Here is a 17,342-nt window from a genome sequence, read left to right as displayed (position 1 = left end):
GCGTGTTAGCGCGCTAACACAATGGGGCAAATGCAGGGATTGCGCGGGCTTGAGACGGGGGAATTCTGGCCCGACGCATCTGGGCAGTTTTGCAGCGCAGCGATATGGCCTACAGACTAACTCACAGAGCCGCGTCCCAGGAGCCTATCGATGAAGCGCATGCCCGAGATCAAATCCTTCTTCGAGCCGGACACGTTTACCGTCAGCTATGTCGTTTGGGATGCGCAAACAAAGCGTGCTGCGATTATCGACTCGGTGCTCAATTATTGCCCGACCTCGGGGCGCACCCACACCCAGTCTGCCGATGCGCTGATCGGTTTCGTGCGCGCTGAGGGGCTTTCGGTGGACTGGATACTGGAAACCCATGTCCATGCCGATCATCTCTCGGCCGCGCCTTATCTCAAGGACAGGCTCGGCGGCAAGATCGGGATCGGCAATCATGTCAGCCAAGTGCAGGACGTGTTTGGCGAGATCTTCGATGCCGGGCCGGACTTCGCCCATGACGGCTCGCAATTCGATCATTTGTTCGAGGATGGCGAGCGCTTCCTGATTGGCGAGATCGAGGCCGAGGCGATCTGGACGCCGGGGCATACGCCGGCCTGTCAGGTCTATCATATCGGCGATGCCGGCTTTGTCGGCGACACGCTTTTCATGCCCGATTTCGGCACCGCGCGCTGTGACTTCCCGGGCGGCGATGCGGCGACGCTCTACCACTCGATCCAGAAAATCTACGCCCTGCCCGACGCGACGCGGCTCTTCATGTGCCATGATTACATGGCGCCGGGCCGCGAGCATTATCAGTGGGAAAGCACGGTGGGGGAACAAAAGGCGACGAATATCCATCTCAAGGCCGGCACGAGTGAGGCCGAATTCGTCGAGATGCGCACAACGCGCGATGCGACCCTGTCGATGCCGACGCTGATCCTGCCTTCGGTTCAGGTCAATATGCGCGCCGGGCATTTGCCCGAGCCGGCCGCCAATGGCCGCCGCTATCTGAAAATCCCGCTCGATGCAGTCTGAATTGTTCAAGCGCGCCAAACGGGTGCTGCCCGGCCTGCAATGGCTGGAGGGCTATAGCCGCCGCACCTTCGGCGAGGACGCGCTCGCCAGCCTGATCACCGCGATCCTGCTGATCCCGCAAAGCCTCGCCTACGCCCTGCTCGCCGGCCTGCCGGCCCAGGCGGGGCTCTACGCCTCGATCGCGCCGCTGCTGGCCTATGCCCTGTTCGGCTCGAGCCGGGTGCTCGCAGTCGGGCCCGTCGCCGTCGTCTCGCTGATGACGGCGGCCGCAATCGGCAATCTCGGCCTGACCGATCCGGCCCAGCAAATGGCCGCCGCCGGGGCGTTGGCCGCGCTCTCCAGCTTTTTCCTGCTGCTGTTCGGCCTGTTCAAGCTGGGCAGTGTCTCAAACTTCCTCAGCCGGCCTGTAGTCGGCGCCTTCGTCACGGCTTCGACTGTGCTGATCATGGCCAGCCAAGCCAAGCACATCCTCGGAATCAGCTCTCACGGCGCGACCTTGCCGGAACTCATCTTGTCGATGAGCGGGCAGATGAGCGCCATCAATCTGGCAGCGCTGGTCATCGGCATTGGCAGTATTGTCTTCCTCGTCGCGGGCCGCACGGTATTGCCGCGCCTGCTGACCCGGTTGAATCTCGAACCCAGCTTGGCAACAGGCCTCGCGCGCGCCGCGCCAGGCGCCCTCGTCGTGATCGCGACGGCCATCGCCTGGGGACTTCATCTCGACACCAGTGCCGAACTGGCCGTGGTCGGCACCCTGCCGACTGGCCTGCCGCCCTTCCAGCTCCCACTGGTCGACCTGACGATTTGGCGCGCCCTGATCGGGCCGGCAGCGCTGATCTCGCTGATCGGCTTTGTCGAAAGCGTCTCGGTCGGCCAGTCGCTGGCGGCGCGGCGGCGCGAGAGCGTCAATCCGGATCGCGAACTGATCGGACTGGGTGCAGCCAATGCCGCTGCAGCCCTGACCGGCGGCTATCCGGTGACAGGCGGCTTCGCCCGTTCAGTGGTCAATGAGGCCGCCGGGGCCCAGACGCCGCTGGCGGGTGTCTTCACCGCCGTCATCATCCTGGCTGTCGCCGTCTTTTTAACGCCGCTGTTTCACTTCCTGCCCAAGGCAACCCTGGCGGCAACCATTCTGGTGGCGGTCGCCAAGCTGGCCGATTTTGGCGGGCTCTGGAAAGCCTGGAAATACGCGCCGGCCGACGGTGCGGCCGCATTTTTGACCCTGTTCGGTGTGCTTTTCCTCGGCGTCGAGCTGGGACTGACACTGGGCGTGGTCATCTCGGTCGGCGCCGCCCTGCAGCGCACGATGAGCCCGCACTGGACCCGGGTCGGACAGGTTCCCGGCACACATCATTTCCGCAATCCGCACCGGCATGACGTGGTCATTTCACCGCATGTCTACGCGCTGCGCGTCGACGGGGCGCTGTATTTTGCCAATGCGCGCTTTCTCGAGGAGCTGGTCGCCGACATCATCGCCCATAATGAGGGCATCACCGATTTCGTGCTGATGTTCCCGGCGGTCAATTTCGTCGATGCCAGCGCGCTGGAAAGCCTGCGCGCGATCAATCATCGCCTCCAGGATGCCGATGTGAAACTGCATCTGTCCGAAGTGATCGGCCCGGTCAGTGACCGACTCGGCGCGGCCGGCTTCCTCGATGAGCTCAGCGGCGAGGTCTTCCTGTCGCAATATGCCGCCATGCGCACCCTCGACCCGGCAACAACGCTCCGGGCCGAAGGTCTGCAAGCCTGATCAGAAGCGCCAACTGAAACGGCCACCTGATGCGCGACGCGCGCACCGCACCCGGAATTTGAACCCAAAACCCTCGATTTCATGATGTTCTCAGGGATTATCGAGAATGCCGCGATGGGTTAAACTGATTGTCACCCGGTCGCACAACTTGGAGTTCCGCCATGTCGTCCCAAGATCAAACCCTGTTTCCCGTCACCGAAGTGAGCCAGCGCTCAGCCCTGGTTACCGCCGAGCGCTATGCGGCGATGTACCGCCAGTCGATTGAGGATTCCGACGCCTATTGGCGCGAGGAAGCCAAACGTTTGGACTGGATGACGCCCTTCACGCAGATCGAGGACGTGTCCTGGGACAAGGATGACCTGCATATCCGCTGGTTCGCCGACGGCACGCTCAATGTCAGCACCAATTGCATCGACCGGCATTTGCCCGAGCGCGCCAACGACACGGCCATCATCTGGGAAGGCGATGATCCGGGCACGGATCTCAAGATCACCTACCGCCAGCTGCATGACCATGTCTGCCGCTTTGCCAATGGCCTCAAATCGCTCGGCGTCAAGAAGGGCGACCGCGTCACCATCTATATGCCGATGATCCCGGAAGCGGCCTATGCGATGCTCGCCTGCGCCCGGATCGGCGCGGTGCATTCTGTTGTGTTTGGCGGCTTTTCGCCCGAAGCCTTGGCCGGACGGATCAAGGATTGCGCCAGCGATATTGTGATCACGGCTGATGAAGGCGTGCGCGGCGGCAAGCCGACGCCGCTGAAGGCCAATGTCGACAGGGCGATGCTTCACGCGCCCGGCGTCAAGCATGTCGTGGTTGTTCAGCGGACTGGCGGCCCGGTCAGTTGGGATGAGGCGCGTGATGTCTGGTATCACGACCTCGTCGGCGAGCAGGCGGCGACTTGCGATCCCGAGCCGATGAATGCCGAGGACCCGCTCTTCATCCTCTACACCTCCGGCTCAACCGGCCAGCCCAAGGGCGTATTGCACACCACGGGCGGCTATCTGCTCTGGGTTGCGATGACGCATGAATATGTGTTCGATTACAAACGCGGCGAGATTTACTGGTGTACCGCCGATGTCGGTTGGGTGACCGGCCATAGCTATATCCTCTACGGCCCGCTCGCCAATGGCGCCACGACGCTGATGTTCGAGGGCATTCCGACCTGGCCGGGGCCTGACCGTTTCTGGCAGGTGATCGACAAGCACCAGGTCAATATCTTCTACACCGCACCGACCGCGATCCGCGCCCTGATGCGCGAAGGCGATGAGCCGGTGAAGCGCACCTCGCGCGCCTCCCTTCGTTTGCTCGGCTCGGTTGGTGAGCCGATCAATCCGGAGGCCTGGACCTGGTATCACCGCGTTGTCGGCGATGGCCGCTGCCCGGTGGTCGATACCTGGTGGCAGACCGAGACCGGCGGCATCATGATCTCCCCCCTGCCCGGCGCGACCGACCTCAAGCCCGGCTCGGCGACCAAACCGCTGTTTGGGATTGTGCCCGCCCTGGTCAGCAATGAGGGCGATCCCCTGCCCGATACCGGCGCAGCCGAGGGCAATCTGATTATCAAACGCTCCTGGCCCGGCCAAGCGCGGACGATTTATGGCGATCACCAGCGCTTCATCGACACCTATTTCACTACCTATCCCGGCAATTACTTCACCGGCGATGGTGCCCGCCGCGATGAGGACGGCTATTGGTGGATCACCGGCCGCGTCGATGATGTCATCAATGTTTCCGGTCACCGGCTCGGCACCGCCGAGATCGAAAGCGCGCTGGTCGCCCATAGTGATGTCGCGGAAGCGGCCGTTGTCGGCTATCCGCACGATATCAAGGGCCAAGGCATTTACTGCTATGTGACGCTCAATGCCGGCATCGTGCCGACCGAGGATTCTGCCAAGATGCTGCGCCAATGGGTGCGCCAGGAAATCGGACCAATCGCGACACCGGACCTGGTCCAGTTCGCCCCCGGCCTGCCGAAAACCCGTTCCGGCAAGATTATGCGGCGAATTTTGCGCAAGATCGCGGAGAACCAGTTTGGCAATCTCGGTGACACGTCTACACTCGCAGACCCGAGCGTTGTTGAAGACCTGATCGAGAACCGGAAAAACCGATGAAGCGTGTAGTAGTTCTGAGCCTTGCCGCGACCAGCCTGCTGGCCGCCTGCGCCACCGAGACCGTGCCCGCTTGCCGGGCGCCACAGCCCCATGAGATGGCCGCCTTTGCTGCCATCATCAGCCATAATGAAACCGCGGTGAGCCAGACCTTGGCGCCGAGCGCACTGCGCAATGCGTTCATTCGCCGCGACCCTTTGCTGCGGGCCTGGGTCTGGGGTGCACCGGGCCAGACCGAGGGCACGCTGGTGGGCATGTTGTCCCAACCGCCGCTCTGCATCATCGATGATCCGCGCGTCGCCGCAACGGAGACCGTCCGGCAGGTTCTGGTCTACCCGCAGGCCAATTTCAGCCGCGTCGCTCCGCCAGCAGAAACCCCGCTGGTCGATGCGCCGCCACCCTATGGCAGCGCCATGCGCGATTATCTCAGCTGCCGTTTCGAACAGACCGCCGAAGGCTGGAAACTGTCCGATATGTGCGGTTATGTAATGCCGGCAACGGAGACCGGCTCCTGATCCGCAGATTCATTTGAGTGCATGAAAAGACCGGCTGCGACGCTCGCAACCGGTCTTTTCTTTGGGGTCTGGAAGGCGAAGACCTCAGTCCTCGAACTCCTTGAGGCGCATCGATTTCTTCAGACCCTCGGTCAGGATGTCATAGGCCGGCAGGGTGAGGAATTCGACGAAATCTTCCGATAGGACGAGATCGTGGAGGATGGTCGTCGCCTGACGGATCTGGTTCTGCAGCTCGGTCTGGCCGGCAACCTCGTTTTGCAACACCTTGCAGGTCGCTTCGATCTGGCCCTCGAGCGTGGCCGCTGTCAGGGCGGTGCCCTCGGCGGTGGACTTGTTGAAACGGCGCCACTGCCAGAGCTGGGCCCGGGCGATTTCGGCGGTCGCCGCATCCTCCATCAGATTGCGGATCGGCACTGCACCGCGCCCGCCCAACCAAGAGGCGACATAGCGGATCGCGACATCGATATTGTCGGCGACGCCGGCGTCAGTGATCTCGCCTTGCGGCGCGGTCAGCAGATCCCGGGTCGTGACCGGCATCGCAAACTCATCGACGAAATCGATCTGGTTGGCCTGCGGCATGTGTTGGTCGAACACCGCCTTGGCGACGGGGACGAGATCGGGATGCGCCACCCATGTGCCGTCATGGCCGTTCTTGACCTCGCGCAGCTTGTCCTGGCGCACTTGCTCGAGCGCGGCATCATTGGCCGCTTCATCGCCCTTGACCGGGATGAAGGCCGACATGCCGCCCATCGCATGCGCACCACGGCGATGGCACACCGCAACGACGCGTTTGGAATAGGCGCTCATGAAGCCGGTCTTCATCGTCACCGCCGAGCGGTCGGGCAGAACATGTTCCGGCCGTGCCTGCAGACGTTTGATATAGCTGAAGATATAATCCCAGCGACCGCAATTGAGGGCGACAATATTGCCGCGCAGCTCGTACAGGATCTCGTCGAGCTCGAAACTGGCCGGCAGGGTTTCGATCAGGACCGTGGCGCGGATCGTGCCCCGCTCAAGACCGAGCTCGTCCTCGGCATGCTGGAAGACCAGGCTCCACAGGCGCGCCTCGAAACGGGACTCGATCTTGGGCAGGTAGAAATACGGCCCCGTCCCACGCTCTTTCAAAGCGGCGTGGTTATTGAACAGATAGAGGCCGAAATCGAATAGCGCTCCGGAGATGGCCTGACCGTTGATCCGGAGATTGCGCTCTTCGAGATGCAAACCGCGCGGGCGCACAATCAGCACCGCAGCGTCTTGATTGATGGCGTAACGTTTGCCGTTTTTCTCGTCGACATAATCGATCTCGCGTCGCACGGCATCGCGCAGATTGATCTGGCCCTCAAGGAGATTGGACCAGCTCGGCGCGGTCGCGTCTTCGAAATCGGCCATGAAGCATTTGGCGCCGGAATTGAGCGCATTGACGACCATTTTACGATCCACCGGACCGGTGATCTCAACGCGGCGATCAAGCAGATCGGCGGGGGCCGCGCGGACTTTCCACTCGCTGGCGCGAATATCGGCGGTCTCGTGGGGGAACATCAGCAGGGCGCCGGCATTCAACTCGGCCTGGCGCTCGGTGCGATGGCGCAGCAGCGATTGGCGACGCTTCTCGAACCGGCGATGCAGGCCGGCCAGGAAAACGAGCGCATCATGGCTGAGAATTTCGCCATAGCCCGGCTCGAGATGGCCCAGGATCTCAACGCCGCTCGGTGTAATCTGTGTCATGGCTGTCTCCTGTCGGCAAAAGGGATGCGGGGCGCACGTTTGGGGCGCGCACCCCGCTTCGGACCCGAAAGCCCGAATGCTTATTCGGCGGCTTCGAACTGCGACGACTCGGTCGACTCGCCCATCGCGGTCGTCGAGGAGGTACCGCCGGTCAGCGCCAGCGAGACCTTGTCGAAATAACCGGTGCCGACTTCGCGCTGGTGACGCGTCGCCGTGTAGCCATCGGCTTCGGAGGCAAATTCAGCCTGCTGAAGCTCGGAATAGGCCGCCATGCCGCGATCCTTGTAGCCACGCGCCAGCTCGAACATTGAGTGGTTCAGGCTGTGGAAGCCGGCCAGGGTCACGAACTGGTATTTATAGCCCATCGCGCCCAGCTCACGCTGATATTTAGCGATCGTGGCCTGGTCCAGATTGGCTTCCCAGTTGAAGCTTGGCGAGCAGTTATAGGCCATCATCTTGCCGGGATAGACCTTGTGCACGGCTTCGGCGAAGCGGCGCGCCTCGTCGAGATTCGGCTTGGATGTTTCCCACCACAACAGGTCGGCATATTTGCCGTATTCGATCGAGCGCGCGATGCAATGATCGACGCCGACACCGTCCTTGATGCGGAAGAAGCCCTCTGGCGTGCGCCCGGCCTCAAAATCGATGAAGGGATGGTCGCGCTCGTCAATGTCTGAGGTCAAAAGCTTGGCGCTTTCCGCGTCGGTGCGGGCGACGGTGATGGTCGAGACGCCCATGACATCAGCGGCGAGACGCGCGGCGATCAGATTGCGCTCATGTGCCTGGGTCGGGATCAAAACCTTGCCGCCCAGATGGCCGCATTTCTTTTCCGAAGCGAGCTGGTCTTCGAAGTGAACGCCGGCAGCGCCCGCCTCGATATAGGCTTTCATGATCTCGAAGCAGTTGAGCGGTCCGCCAAAGCCGGCTTCGGCATCGGCAACGATCGGGGCAAACCAGTCGCGCGTCACATTGCCTTCGGAAAACTCGACCTGGTCGGCGCGCTGCAGGGTACGATTGATCTTGCGCGCCAGCTCGGGACCCGAATTGGCCGGATAGAGCGACTGGTCGGGATACATGGCGCCAGCGACATTGGCGTCGGCGGCAACTTGCCAGCCCGACAGATAGATCGCCTTCAAACCGGCGCGCACCTGTTGCATCGCCTGATTGCCCGACATCGCGCCGAGCGCATTGATATAGGGCTCAGTCTTGAGCAGGTCCCAGAGCTTTTCCGCACCGCGTTCAGCCAGCGTGTTGCGGATCTGGACCGAGCCGCGCAGTTTGAGGACATCATCGACGCCATAGCCGCGCTCAATACCGTCAAAACGGTCGGCAGCGGCACCGGGAACCAGATCTTTAAAGCTTGTCATTTTTTTTCACCGTAACTGTGGGAGTTGAATTGCCCCTACGGTGTCAAACGGAATAGCGCCTGTCCACAAAGCCTTCCATAGAAAGCGGACACGGTGTATACAAATTACACTGTAATGATGTCATCTTGTAAATTTCGGTACAAAACATGAGCGAAGCCCAACCCCTCGAAAAGATCTTCGCCGGCGCGCGTTTGCGTCGTTTACGGCGCGAGCGCGGCCTGACCCAGGCCGAAACGGCAACGGCGCTCGGCCTCTCGCCGAGCTATCTCAATCTGCTGGAGCGCAATCAGCGCCCAGTCACGGCACGGGTTCTGCTCTCACTCGCCGATGCCTTCGATGTCGATGTCCGCGCTTTCGCCCAAGAGTCCGACAAGCAATTACTGTCCGATCTGCGCGAGGCTGCGGCCGACCCGCTACTGGCCGGGATGGAACTCGACCGGATCGAGCTCAACGAGTTGAGCGAAGCACATCCGCGCGTCGCCGAAGCCTTTGCCCGGCTCTACCAGTCCTATCGCGAGACCAATGCCGCGACCGCCGATCTCGCCAGCCGCATGTCCGGCCCCGGTGCCGCCCATGGTGGACCGGGCGCGGTGCTGGAAAGCGTGCGCGATGCGCTCGATGCGCGCCAGAACCATTTTCCCGAACTGGAAGATGCCGCCGAGGCGCTGATCGAGCAGGCCGGCATTCGCCCGCGCCTATGCGAGGCCGCCCTCTCCCGCCATTTGCTGGAACGGCACGGCTTTGCCGTCCGCGTCCTCGATGAGACGATCATGGCCGGCGCCCGCCGCCGGCTCGACTTTCATGGTCGCCGCCTGCTCTTGTCCGAAGCGCTGGCACCGGGCTCACGCTCCTTCAACATGGCGGTTGTGCTCGCCTCGCTCGAGTTGGGGGAGACGCTCGATGCCCTGAGCGCGAGCGCCAATTTGCCCTCCGACGAAGCGCGCAAGCTTTACCGCATCGGTCTGGCCAATTATTTCGCCGGCGCGGTGCACATGCCCTATGGCGACATGCTGAAAACGGCCGAGGCGACGCGCTATGATGTCGACCGGCTGCAACGCCGCTTCGAGGTCAGTTTCGAACAGGTCTGCCACCGTCTCACCACGCTGCAGCGTCCGGGCGCACGCGGCCTGCCCTTCTTCATGATCCGGGTCGACCAAGCGGGTAATGTCTCCAAACGCTTCGGCGGCGGCATCATGCCGTTTGCGCGCTCCGGCGGCGGCTGTCCGAAATGGAATCTCTATGACGCGCTCGGCCAGCCCGAACGCCTGCTCGTTCAGGCTTTCGAATTGCCCGACGGAACCCGCAATCTGTCCATCGCGCGTGGTCAGGTCAGTGCTGCCCCGATCGGACAACGTCCGGTGATCCACGCCATCGCGCTGGGTTGCGATTGGGCCCATGCCGACAAGATTGTTCATGCCGACGGGCTGGAGGGCGGCCGCGTGCAGCCGGTCGGGATTGCCTGCCGCCTGTGCGAACGCGAAGACTGTGCCCAACGCGCCTTCCCCCCGCTCAATCGCAAGCTCCACATGGACCTGCACCAGTTGCGCGCATCGCCCTACTCGTTTGGCGAAGACTAAGCTGCGCGGCACGCCGCCCAGAAAATTCATGGTTTCTCGTGACTTTCCCGGCGGATACCTAGAGGATATTACCCTACCGGCTGCCGGGTGACGCTGCGGCTACGCGAAGCAAGGACACCCCATGAAACACGCTCAAACCCGGCGGCGCGCCGCATTTCTGGCCGCCACAACGCTAGTCATCGCCAGCTTGGCACCGATCGCCAGCCAAGCCTATGGCACCGTTCGCGGCATGGGCCAGGATGCCGAGCATGCGCGCATCACCCGCCACGCCCTGGCCTGCGAGAATGGCCGCACCGGCGATGCCTGTTTCGAAGCCGACACGCTCGACAGTCTGGCTGGAGCCGAAGGTTCATTCGGCGCAGTCGGCGCACCGGACCGTGGGCGCGGCATGCTGACCTCCTATGCCCATTGCAGCGCTGGCGATTATCTCGACGTGCCGGGCTATCCGCGCAGCGCTGCCGAGGCGCAGGCCTCCCTGACCGAATGCCGGACGCAAATGATGTCCAATCTGGATCACGCCGTGCTCGACGCTGCCGACCTGCTCGACGAGGATGGCGATATCCGTGGCAGCCAAATCCCGAGCTATATCGATTGCGTCTATGCCGGCAGCCAACATGGCCGCGCCAAGTGCAATGTCCTCGCTCATCTCGGCCTGATCCTGCATGCCGGTCAGGACTTCTACTCGCATTCCAATTGGGTCGACGAGGCCGATCCGAACCAGCCGGTCGGGATTGAAAACCCTCCGGGGCTGGGCCAGACCGGCCGCGCGCCCTGGCTCGATTTGCGCACCGCCAACCCGGCCTTCCCGGCCGGTCTGATCTCCGGCTGCTTCGACATGGAATCCTTCGTCAATGAGGAGGAAGGCTGTTTCTACGGCGATCAGGGCCAGCACAGACTGCGCCACTTCAATCTCGCCAAGGATACCGGCCCGATCGACCCGGTCATCGGTGTTGGCAATCTGCGCCGCGGCACGGTGGGCGATAATTTCCGCCGCAGCGTCGAAGCCGCCATCGAGGACAGCGCCGACAAATGGGCAACCCTGCGCGAACGTCTGGTCACGACCTATGGCGAGACGAATGGCGGGCTGATGATTTGCGCGCTCACACGCGATAATCCGACGCGCGATTGCGATTGAACCTGATTCAGCGAACCTATGATTTTCATCGAATGAGATGGGACGTTGAACCGCCAGAGCGGCGTCACACCAGGAAAGCGTCTGCAAAATGACTGATAGCTGGAACGAATATGCAGAGGGCTGGGACGACAACCCAGCCGTCAAACACTATGCAAACCAAGCGTTTGTGTCGTTGGATGCCCGGTTCGATATGTCTGGCGCCAGCTGGAAATCAAAACGGGTTCTCGACTTCGGGTGCGGCACGGGGCTGCTCGCCGAAAAGATTGCGCCGCACGTGCATGAATTGATTGCCGTTGATACCTCGCAAAAAATGATTGCGGTTCTGAACGGCAAGAATCTCGGCAATGTGACCGCCGTCCATGGCGACATTCTGGATAAGGATTTCCGGATTGACGGTGATTGGTTTTCAAACTTCGACCTGATTTACGCGTCATCCGTTTGCAGTTTTTTGCCCGATTACGAGCACGCGGTCCCAGCGCTGGCTCGTTTGCTCAGACGCGGCGGGCATTTTGTGCAATGGGACTGGCAGGCGTCGGGCGGCGACGGTTTTGGACTCTCAGAGAACCAAATCAGCGCAGCGCTCAACCAAGCAAAGCTCCATGATATCCGGGTCGGTCCAGCGTTCACGATTGACGCTGAAGGCGAGAGCATGCCGGTGCTGATAGGTGTCGGCACGCTCTAGGCATTTACGCGCGGAAATGGAGATTGTCTGACCGCCGCTGGCAGCGGCCCGAGGGCCGGGCCAGCGGTGCTTTCAGATCTTATTCGGCATGCCCGGCGACAGATTTGACATAGGCGGTGCGGACATCCTCATTCTGCTCGTCGAATTCGGCGGCAATCTTCTCGTCCTGGGCTGAGAGCTCGTCGAGATTGAGCTCCGAGAAGTGCATCACGCCCATATCGACATAGGCTTTCTGGATGCGCGGGCCCCACAGGCCGATATCCTTGACGATCGGCACGATGCGTTGAAACAGGAAGGTGCGGAACAGCTGCATGGTCGCTGAATTCTCGACCCATTTGACGCACTCATCGACCGGCAGGCCCATCACTTCGAACACTTCGCGCGCCTGGAAGCGGTCGCGCATCAGGTAGCAGGCCTCAACGAGGAACTCCTCGCGCTCATCGCGCTCGGCATCGCTGAGGGTCGGATAATAATCGCGCAGCGACAGGCGACCAAAGGCGACATGGCGCGCCTCGTCTTCCATCACATAGGCATTGACCATGCGGGCCAGCGGGTTCTGGGCCACATCGCGGATCGTGCCGAAGGCGGCCAGCGCCAGGCCTTCAATGACGACCTGCATTGCCAGATAGGTCATATCCCAACGGCTGTCGCGCAGGGCCTGGTCGACCAATTGCTGCAGCGGTGCCGTCATCGGATAGGCGACGCCGAATTTGGTCAGGAGATTCTTGTAGGCCTCAACATGGCGCGCTTCGTCCATCACCTGGGTGGAGGCATAGAATTTAGCGTCGAGGCTGGGAACCTGCTGCACAATCTTGGCGGCACAGATCAGCGCCGCCTGCTCGCCCTGCATGAATTGCGAGATGTTCCAAGCCTGCGAGTGGCGGCGAAATTCGCGCTTCTCCGACTTGTTCATCTTGTCCCACATCGGGGACCCGAAAATCGCATTCGCCTCTTCGGGCATCTGCATCGGATTTTCGAAATCGAGTTCTTGCGTCCAGTCGATGCGGCTCACCGCATCCCACTGCATATCTTTGCCCTTCTGGTAGAGATGCATGAGCGTCGTGCGCCCCTCATCATAATCCCAGTCGAACAGGGTGTCGAAATCCTGTGGCACGGACCACGACTTGTCGATATTCGGAATCGGATAGAGATCGCGCAGCGTTCCCATGGCGTAGAACCTCCCCAGGTGTGGCCAGAAATGCAGAAGTGAACGACGTTCACTTCCGTAACGTGGGTCAAAATTTCCCGGAAAGCAAGAGGCTATCCGGCCCGCTCATTGCCTGGTGCCCTCACTCGGCAGCACTCGGTGCCGCCCGTGTCGAGCTGTCATCGTCAGCCTCACTGCGCGGCGTGCCGTTACGGGCCTGCCAGCGCGCCAGCAATTGCTTCGAAGTGGCGCGTGAACCATCCGGCGACCAGCCTGGCGGCGCCAGCAGATACATCATCGCTTCGCGCAAGGACGCGGCGCCGCGCATATCAGCGACGATGGCGAACCATTCATGCATGCTGATCTTGATCGGGTTGTTGGTGCCGAGATTTTTGACGATGCCATAGCGGCAGGGTTCGGCCTCCAGCTCCGGCTGAAACGTCCCGAACAGCTTGTCCCAGACGATAAAAACGCCGGCATAATTGCGGTCGAGATAGAGCGGGTTGGTGGCGTGGTGGACGCGATGGTGCGAGGGCGTGTTCATCACCGCCTCGAACCAGGGCGGGCAACGCTTGATCACCTCGGTATGGATCCAGAACTGGTAGATCAGATTTATCGCACCGAGAAAGCCGACCATCAGCGGGTGGAAGCCCAGCAGGACCATCGCCGAGCCGATCCAGAGAAATTTGAGCGTCAACGGACTGAGCCAGGGCTGCCGCAGCGCTGTGGTCAGATTATAATGCTGCGAGGAATGGTGCACGACATGATCGGCCCAGAACCAGCGTACCGTATGCGCCAGCCGGTGCGACCAGTAATACACGAAATCATCCAGCACGAATGCCAAGACCCAGATCCACCAGGCAAAGCCGATGGTGAAGAAGCGGTGGTCATAGACGAACATGAACCAGGCCGTCAGCAGACCGGCAAACACCAGGCCTGACACCGTATTGCCCAGCCCCATCAACAGGGAGGAGGCGGTGTCGCGCGCATCGAAGCGGGCGGCGCCCGTATTGCGCGCATAGATCATTTCGGCAAACACCGCGATGACGAAGATCGGGATGGCATAAATGATCGGATCAAGCTCACGGACGAAGTCTGGCACGTTTTCCATGGTTCAGCCCTGCAATGCGTTGAGTTTGTCGGCCCAGTGCCGGATGTGCGGCGAGTCGCCAAAGGGAAAGCTGACCGGCGCGAAGGTGAAATCGGCCAAGCGGATCGTCAACGATCCACCCTCCCCGATCCGCGCCGCGCGCACTTGGCCGGGTGTCAAAAAGCGGATGACGAACTGGTCCCCGCGCGCGGCCAAGAGCCCGATCGTCGCGCCATCGGCTGATTCGACCAGGGCGGCACTGCCGTCTTCGGCCAGCACCGATTCGCCGGCTTCAAACCCGACGGCATCGACATCGAGGCGTTCAACCGCTTCGTCGATATCGCGCAGGCGGGCCGGCTCGCTCAAGCCAAGCCAGTGATTGAGCGCCACCATCGCGGCGACGCCGGCCAGTGATCCCAAGAGTAACAAGGCGAGCATCATCGCGCACTCCCACAAAGAATAAGGGCGAAGGCTATACAGCCTTCGCCCCCATTCAAAGCGAAAATTGAACGCTGTTTACCCGCGGATGCGCAGGGTCACACCATAGGTCTGTGGATCGCCCGGATAAGCATTGACGCTGGTTCCGAGGTAACCGACCGATGGGAAGGCGCCCTTGACGTAGTCCTGTTCGAAAATATTGCGGCCCCAGAACTGGAGACCCCAGCGGCCATCCTCGGCGCCAAGACCAAAGCTGGCATTGACGAGGGTGAAGGCGGACTGGTTGGTGAAGGAGCGTGGGTCCTGCGAGGTGGTGAGGCCGAAGTCAGAGATATTGGTGGCTTCACCGCGAACGAAGGCTTCCATGCTGTCACCGACGGCCCAGGTATAGGTACCGGTGATCGAACCGACGAACTCGGAATTACCGCGATCACGACCGGAGAGGTCGTTGAACAGGGCTGTTACGCCGCCTGTATTGGTCCGCTCGGCACCGATCTCGCACAGCGCGAAGTTCGGATCGCCGGCATCCCAGACGCCGACACCATTAAAGGTGTCCGGGCAAGGGGCATATTGGTAGTCACCATACTTGCTCTGGAACAGGTAGGTGAAGCCACCGGTGAAGACCAGACCGGCCGTCGGAGCCCAAGTACCTTCGAATTCGAGACCGGAAACCTGGATGGAACCGGCATTCTCAAGTGCGAAGCCATTGCCAACGAAGTTATTGGTCTGGAAGCCCTGAATTTCCTGATCGAACAGAGCCACCGCATAAACGAAGTGGTTATCCGCCAGTGAACCCTTCATGCCAATCTCGAACGAGCTGGAAGTCTCTTCCTCAAACTCGAACACACCGGTGAAGGCCGCATTGGTCGAGACGTTGAACCCGCCTGGCTTGAAGCCCGTGGCATAGCTCGTATAGACGTTCAGCGTGTCCGACACATCATAGGACAGGATGATATTGCCCGAGAAATTGGTGTCATTCCGTGACGTCGGGAAATCAGCCGCATTGACCGGAGCCCAGTTCTGGAAGGCGGTAAAGCCGAGCAGTGGGTTAAACGCCGTGCCCGCCAGATAGGCCGGCAGCGGTGCGCTCGGATTGATCGGAGCCCCGCCCGGGTATTGGGTCAGGCCTTGGCCGAGCAGGACAACCGGCACCAGATAAGCACAGGCATCGCCACCGACGACAGGGAAGAGACCCGGGTCACAGAAGCCCGGTGCGACCAGACGCAGATCCTGCGCCAGATCGGTAAAGCTGAAGGCCGAGATCGGATCAGGCTGATTGATCTGGGTGACCATCGTCTTGTCTTCATTGGAATAACGACCACCAACCGTGACGGTGAAGTCATCGGTGAGGTGGAAGTCAAGCTGGCCGAAGAAGGACCAGGCCTCGGTGTCATACTGATAGTCTTCCGAAATCAGGCCATGGCTGGTGGAAATGAAGCCTTCGGTTGGAGTCGTTGGCAGGGCAGCGCTGCCCGAAGCCAGCGGTACGAAATTGCCGACCCCGGCCGCCTGGTTCATGTTGAGGAAGAATTCCAGCAGTGAGATACCGCCGGTCCCGGTGGGCAAGCCAAGGCTGGCCACAAGCGGTGCGACACTCGAAGCGGACGCTGCGTTGAAGAAGTTCCGCGCATCGGCGCCATAGGGCGTCGAATTCTGGAAGTGCAGCTTGTTGTCGTAATAGAACCCGCCCAACATCCAGTCGATATCATTATCGCCGGTCGAGGTCAGACGGAATTCCTGGGTGAAGCTGTCATACTGGTTCTGGATATGACGGATGCTCACCAGGTCGAGATCCGAGAAATCGGCGTCAAAATTCTGGTCTTCGTCGTAATTGCGCCAAGCGGTGATGCTGGTGAAGGTGAAGTTCTCGAAATCATGATCGACCTGGGCCGAGAAACCCGACGTATCCAGAACCGTGTTCAGATCACCATCGATGGCGATACGGCCACCATTCGGATTAGCCGGAACCGCTGTTCCGCCCAAGCCGACAATCGCGCCGAGATCAACCGGATCATAATAGGCGAACGGTGCGGCGCAGCAGTTCTCGTCGATCGTGCTGTAATCACCGATAATCCGAACTTCGGTATTATCGCCGGGATTCCACAACAGCTGACCACGATAGCTCTGGCGATCACGATTATTGATGTCGCGGCCATCGACGGCCGTGATGTAACCGTCATTCGTGTGGGTCGTGGCGTCGAAGCGGAAGGCCATCGTGTCGGAGATCGGGCCAGTGACGGTACCACGAAGAATGCGGGTACCGAAATTGCCGATCGTCGCTTCGGCGCTATAGCCGAAATCATATTCCGGCTTCTGCGTGATGATGCTGACAACACCCGCCGGCGTATTGCGCCCGAACAGGGTCGATTGCGGACCGCGAATGACCTCAACGCGCTCCACCGTCAGGAAATCGTTGATCGCTGAGCCGGAGCGCGGACGATAGACGCCATCGATAAAGATGCCGACCGAAGGCTCAAGGCCAGGGTTGAAGCTCGAAGTCCCGATGCCGCGCAGATTGAACTCGGTGTTCGTCGAGGTCGCGAATTCGGAAACCCGCAGCGAAGGGACCAGCATTTGCAGATCGGCGGCGTCGCGGATCTGGGATTGCTCGATTTGGGCGCCCGTAACGACGGCCACCGAAACCGGTGTGTCCTGCAGGGTTTGTTCGCGCTTTTGCGCCGTAATGGTGATCGTTTCGACCTGGGCAAAGGCGCCCGAGGCGGCGATCAACCCGCTGAGAATTGCGGTCGTGCCCAAGGCAGCCGCTTTTGAGAACATTTTCATG

At 61.1% G+C, this 17,342-nt stretch carries 13 protein-coding genes; 7 read left to right on the top strand and 6 right to left on the bottom strand.

Annotation, left to right across the window (positions count from 1 at the left end; translation table 11 throughout):
• Positions 1 to 150: 150 nt before the first annotated feature.
• The 4 genes from AAC029_RS05140 to AAC029_RS05125 all read left to right on the top strand — a co-directional run bounded on the left by AAC029_RS05140 (position 151) and on the right by AAC029_RS05125 (position 5,396).
• Positions 151 to 1,020: an MBL fold metallo-hydrolase gene (locus AAC029_RS05140; RefSeq protein WP_339744679.1), complete on the top strand. Its 870-nt coding sequence runs from the start codon at positions 151 to 153 to the stop codon at positions 1,018 to 1,020.
• A complete protein-coding gene (gene sulP, locus AAC029_RS05135) occupies positions 1,010 to 2,770 on the top strand; it encodes a sulfate permease (RefSeq protein WP_339744677.1) in 1,761 nt (586 codons plus the stop codon). The genes AAC029_RS05140 and sulP overlap by 11 nt, the downstream gene beginning before the upstream one ends.
• 161 nt (positions 2,771 to 2,931) lie before the next feature.
• Positions 2,932 to 4,884: an acetate--CoA ligase gene (gene acs, locus AAC029_RS05130; protein ID WP_339744675.1), complete on the top strand. Its 1,953-nt coding sequence runs from the start codon at positions 2,932 to 2,934 to the stop codon at positions 4,882 to 4,884.
• Positions 4,881 to 5,396, top strand: a complete 516-nt coding sequence (locus AAC029_RS05125; protein ID WP_339744673.1) for a hypothetical protein — start codon at positions 4,881 to 4,883, stop codon at positions 5,394 to 5,396. Before acs ends, AAC029_RS05125 begins: the two co-directional genes overlap by 4 nt.
• Positions 5,397 to 5,480: 84 nt before the next feature.
• On the opposite strand, the gene aceB is transcribed toward AAC029_RS05125, so the two are convergent.
• A complete protein-coding gene (gene aceB, locus AAC029_RS05120; RefSeq protein WP_339744671.1) occupies positions 5,481 to 7,121 on the bottom strand; it encodes a malate synthase A in 1,641 nt (546 codons plus the stop codon).
• Between the two features lie 80 nt (positions 7,122 to 7,201).
• Positions 7,202 to 8,488: an isocitrate lyase gene (gene aceA, locus AAC029_RS05115; RefSeq protein WP_339744668.1), complete on the bottom strand. Its 1,287-nt coding sequence runs from the start codon at positions 8,486 to 8,488 to the stop codon at positions 7,202 to 7,204.
• 146 nt (positions 8,489 to 8,634) lie between these two features.
• On the opposite strand from aceA, the gene AAC029_RS05110 reads away from it, so the two are divergent.
• The 3 genes from AAC029_RS05110 (at position 8,635) to AAC029_RS05100 (ending at position 11,882) form a co-directional block, all read left to right on the top strand.
• Positions 8,635 to 10,065 (top strand): short-chain fatty acyl-CoA regulator family protein, encoded by a 1,431-nt coding sequence (locus tag AAC029_RS05110; protein WP_339744665.1) that lies wholly within the window; start codon positions 8,635 to 8,637, stop codon positions 10,063 to 10,065.
• A gap of 121 nt (positions 10,066 to 10,186) precedes the next feature.
• Positions 10,187 to 11,200, top strand: a complete 1,014-nt coding sequence (locus AAC029_RS05105) for a hypothetical protein (protein WP_339744663.1) — start codon at positions 10,187 to 10,189, stop codon at positions 11,198 to 11,200.
• 88 nt (positions 11,201 to 11,288) lie between these two features.
• The gene (locus AAC029_RS05100; protein WP_339744661.1) at positions 11,289 to 11,882 is read left to right on the top strand and encodes a class I SAM-dependent methyltransferase; all 594 of its coding nucleotides are present in this window, start codon (positions 11,289 to 11,291) and stop codon (positions 11,880 to 11,882) included.
• A gap of 79 nt (positions 11,883 to 11,961) precedes the next feature.
• On the opposite strand, the gene AAC029_RS05095 is transcribed toward AAC029_RS05100, so the two are convergent.
• The 4 genes from AAC029_RS05095 to AAC029_RS05080 all read right to left on the bottom strand — a co-directional run bounded on the left by AAC029_RS05095 (position 11,962) and on the right by AAC029_RS05080 (position 17,341).
• Complete coding sequence (locus AAC029_RS05095; protein ID WP_339744659.1) at positions 11,962 to 13,050, bottom strand: ferritin-like domain-containing protein; 1,089 nt, start codon at positions 13,048 to 13,050, stop codon at positions 11,962 to 11,964.
• Between the two features lie 121 nt (positions 13,051 to 13,171).
• Positions 13,172 to 14,140 (bottom strand): sterol desaturase family protein, encoded by a 969-nt coding sequence (locus tag AAC029_RS05090; RefSeq protein ID WP_339744657.1) that lies wholly within the window; start codon positions 14,138 to 14,140, stop codon positions 13,172 to 13,174.
• Positions 14,141 to 14,143: 3 nt separating this feature from the next.
• Positions 14,144 to 14,560: a hypothetical protein gene (locus tag AAC029_RS05085; protein ID WP_339744655.1), complete on the bottom strand. Its 417-nt coding sequence runs from the start codon at positions 14,558 to 14,560 to the stop codon at positions 14,144 to 14,146.
• Positions 14,561 to 14,635: 75 nt separating this feature from the next.
• Positions 14,636 to 17,341 carry a TonB-dependent receptor gene (locus tag AAC029_RS05080; protein ID WP_339744653.1) on the bottom strand — a complete coding sequence of 902 codons (2,706 nt, stop codon included), beginning with the start codon at positions 17,339 to 17,341 and terminating at the stop codon, positions 14,636 to 14,638.
• Between the last annotated feature and the right edge of the window lies 1 nt (position 17,342).

Source organism: uncultured Maricaulis sp., assembly GCF_963975345.1.
Taxonomy (GTDB): domain Bacteria; phylum Pseudomonadota; class Alphaproteobacteria; order Caulobacterales; family Maricaulaceae; genus Maricaulis.
This window is presented reverse-complemented; position numbering and strand designations above follow the sequence as displayed.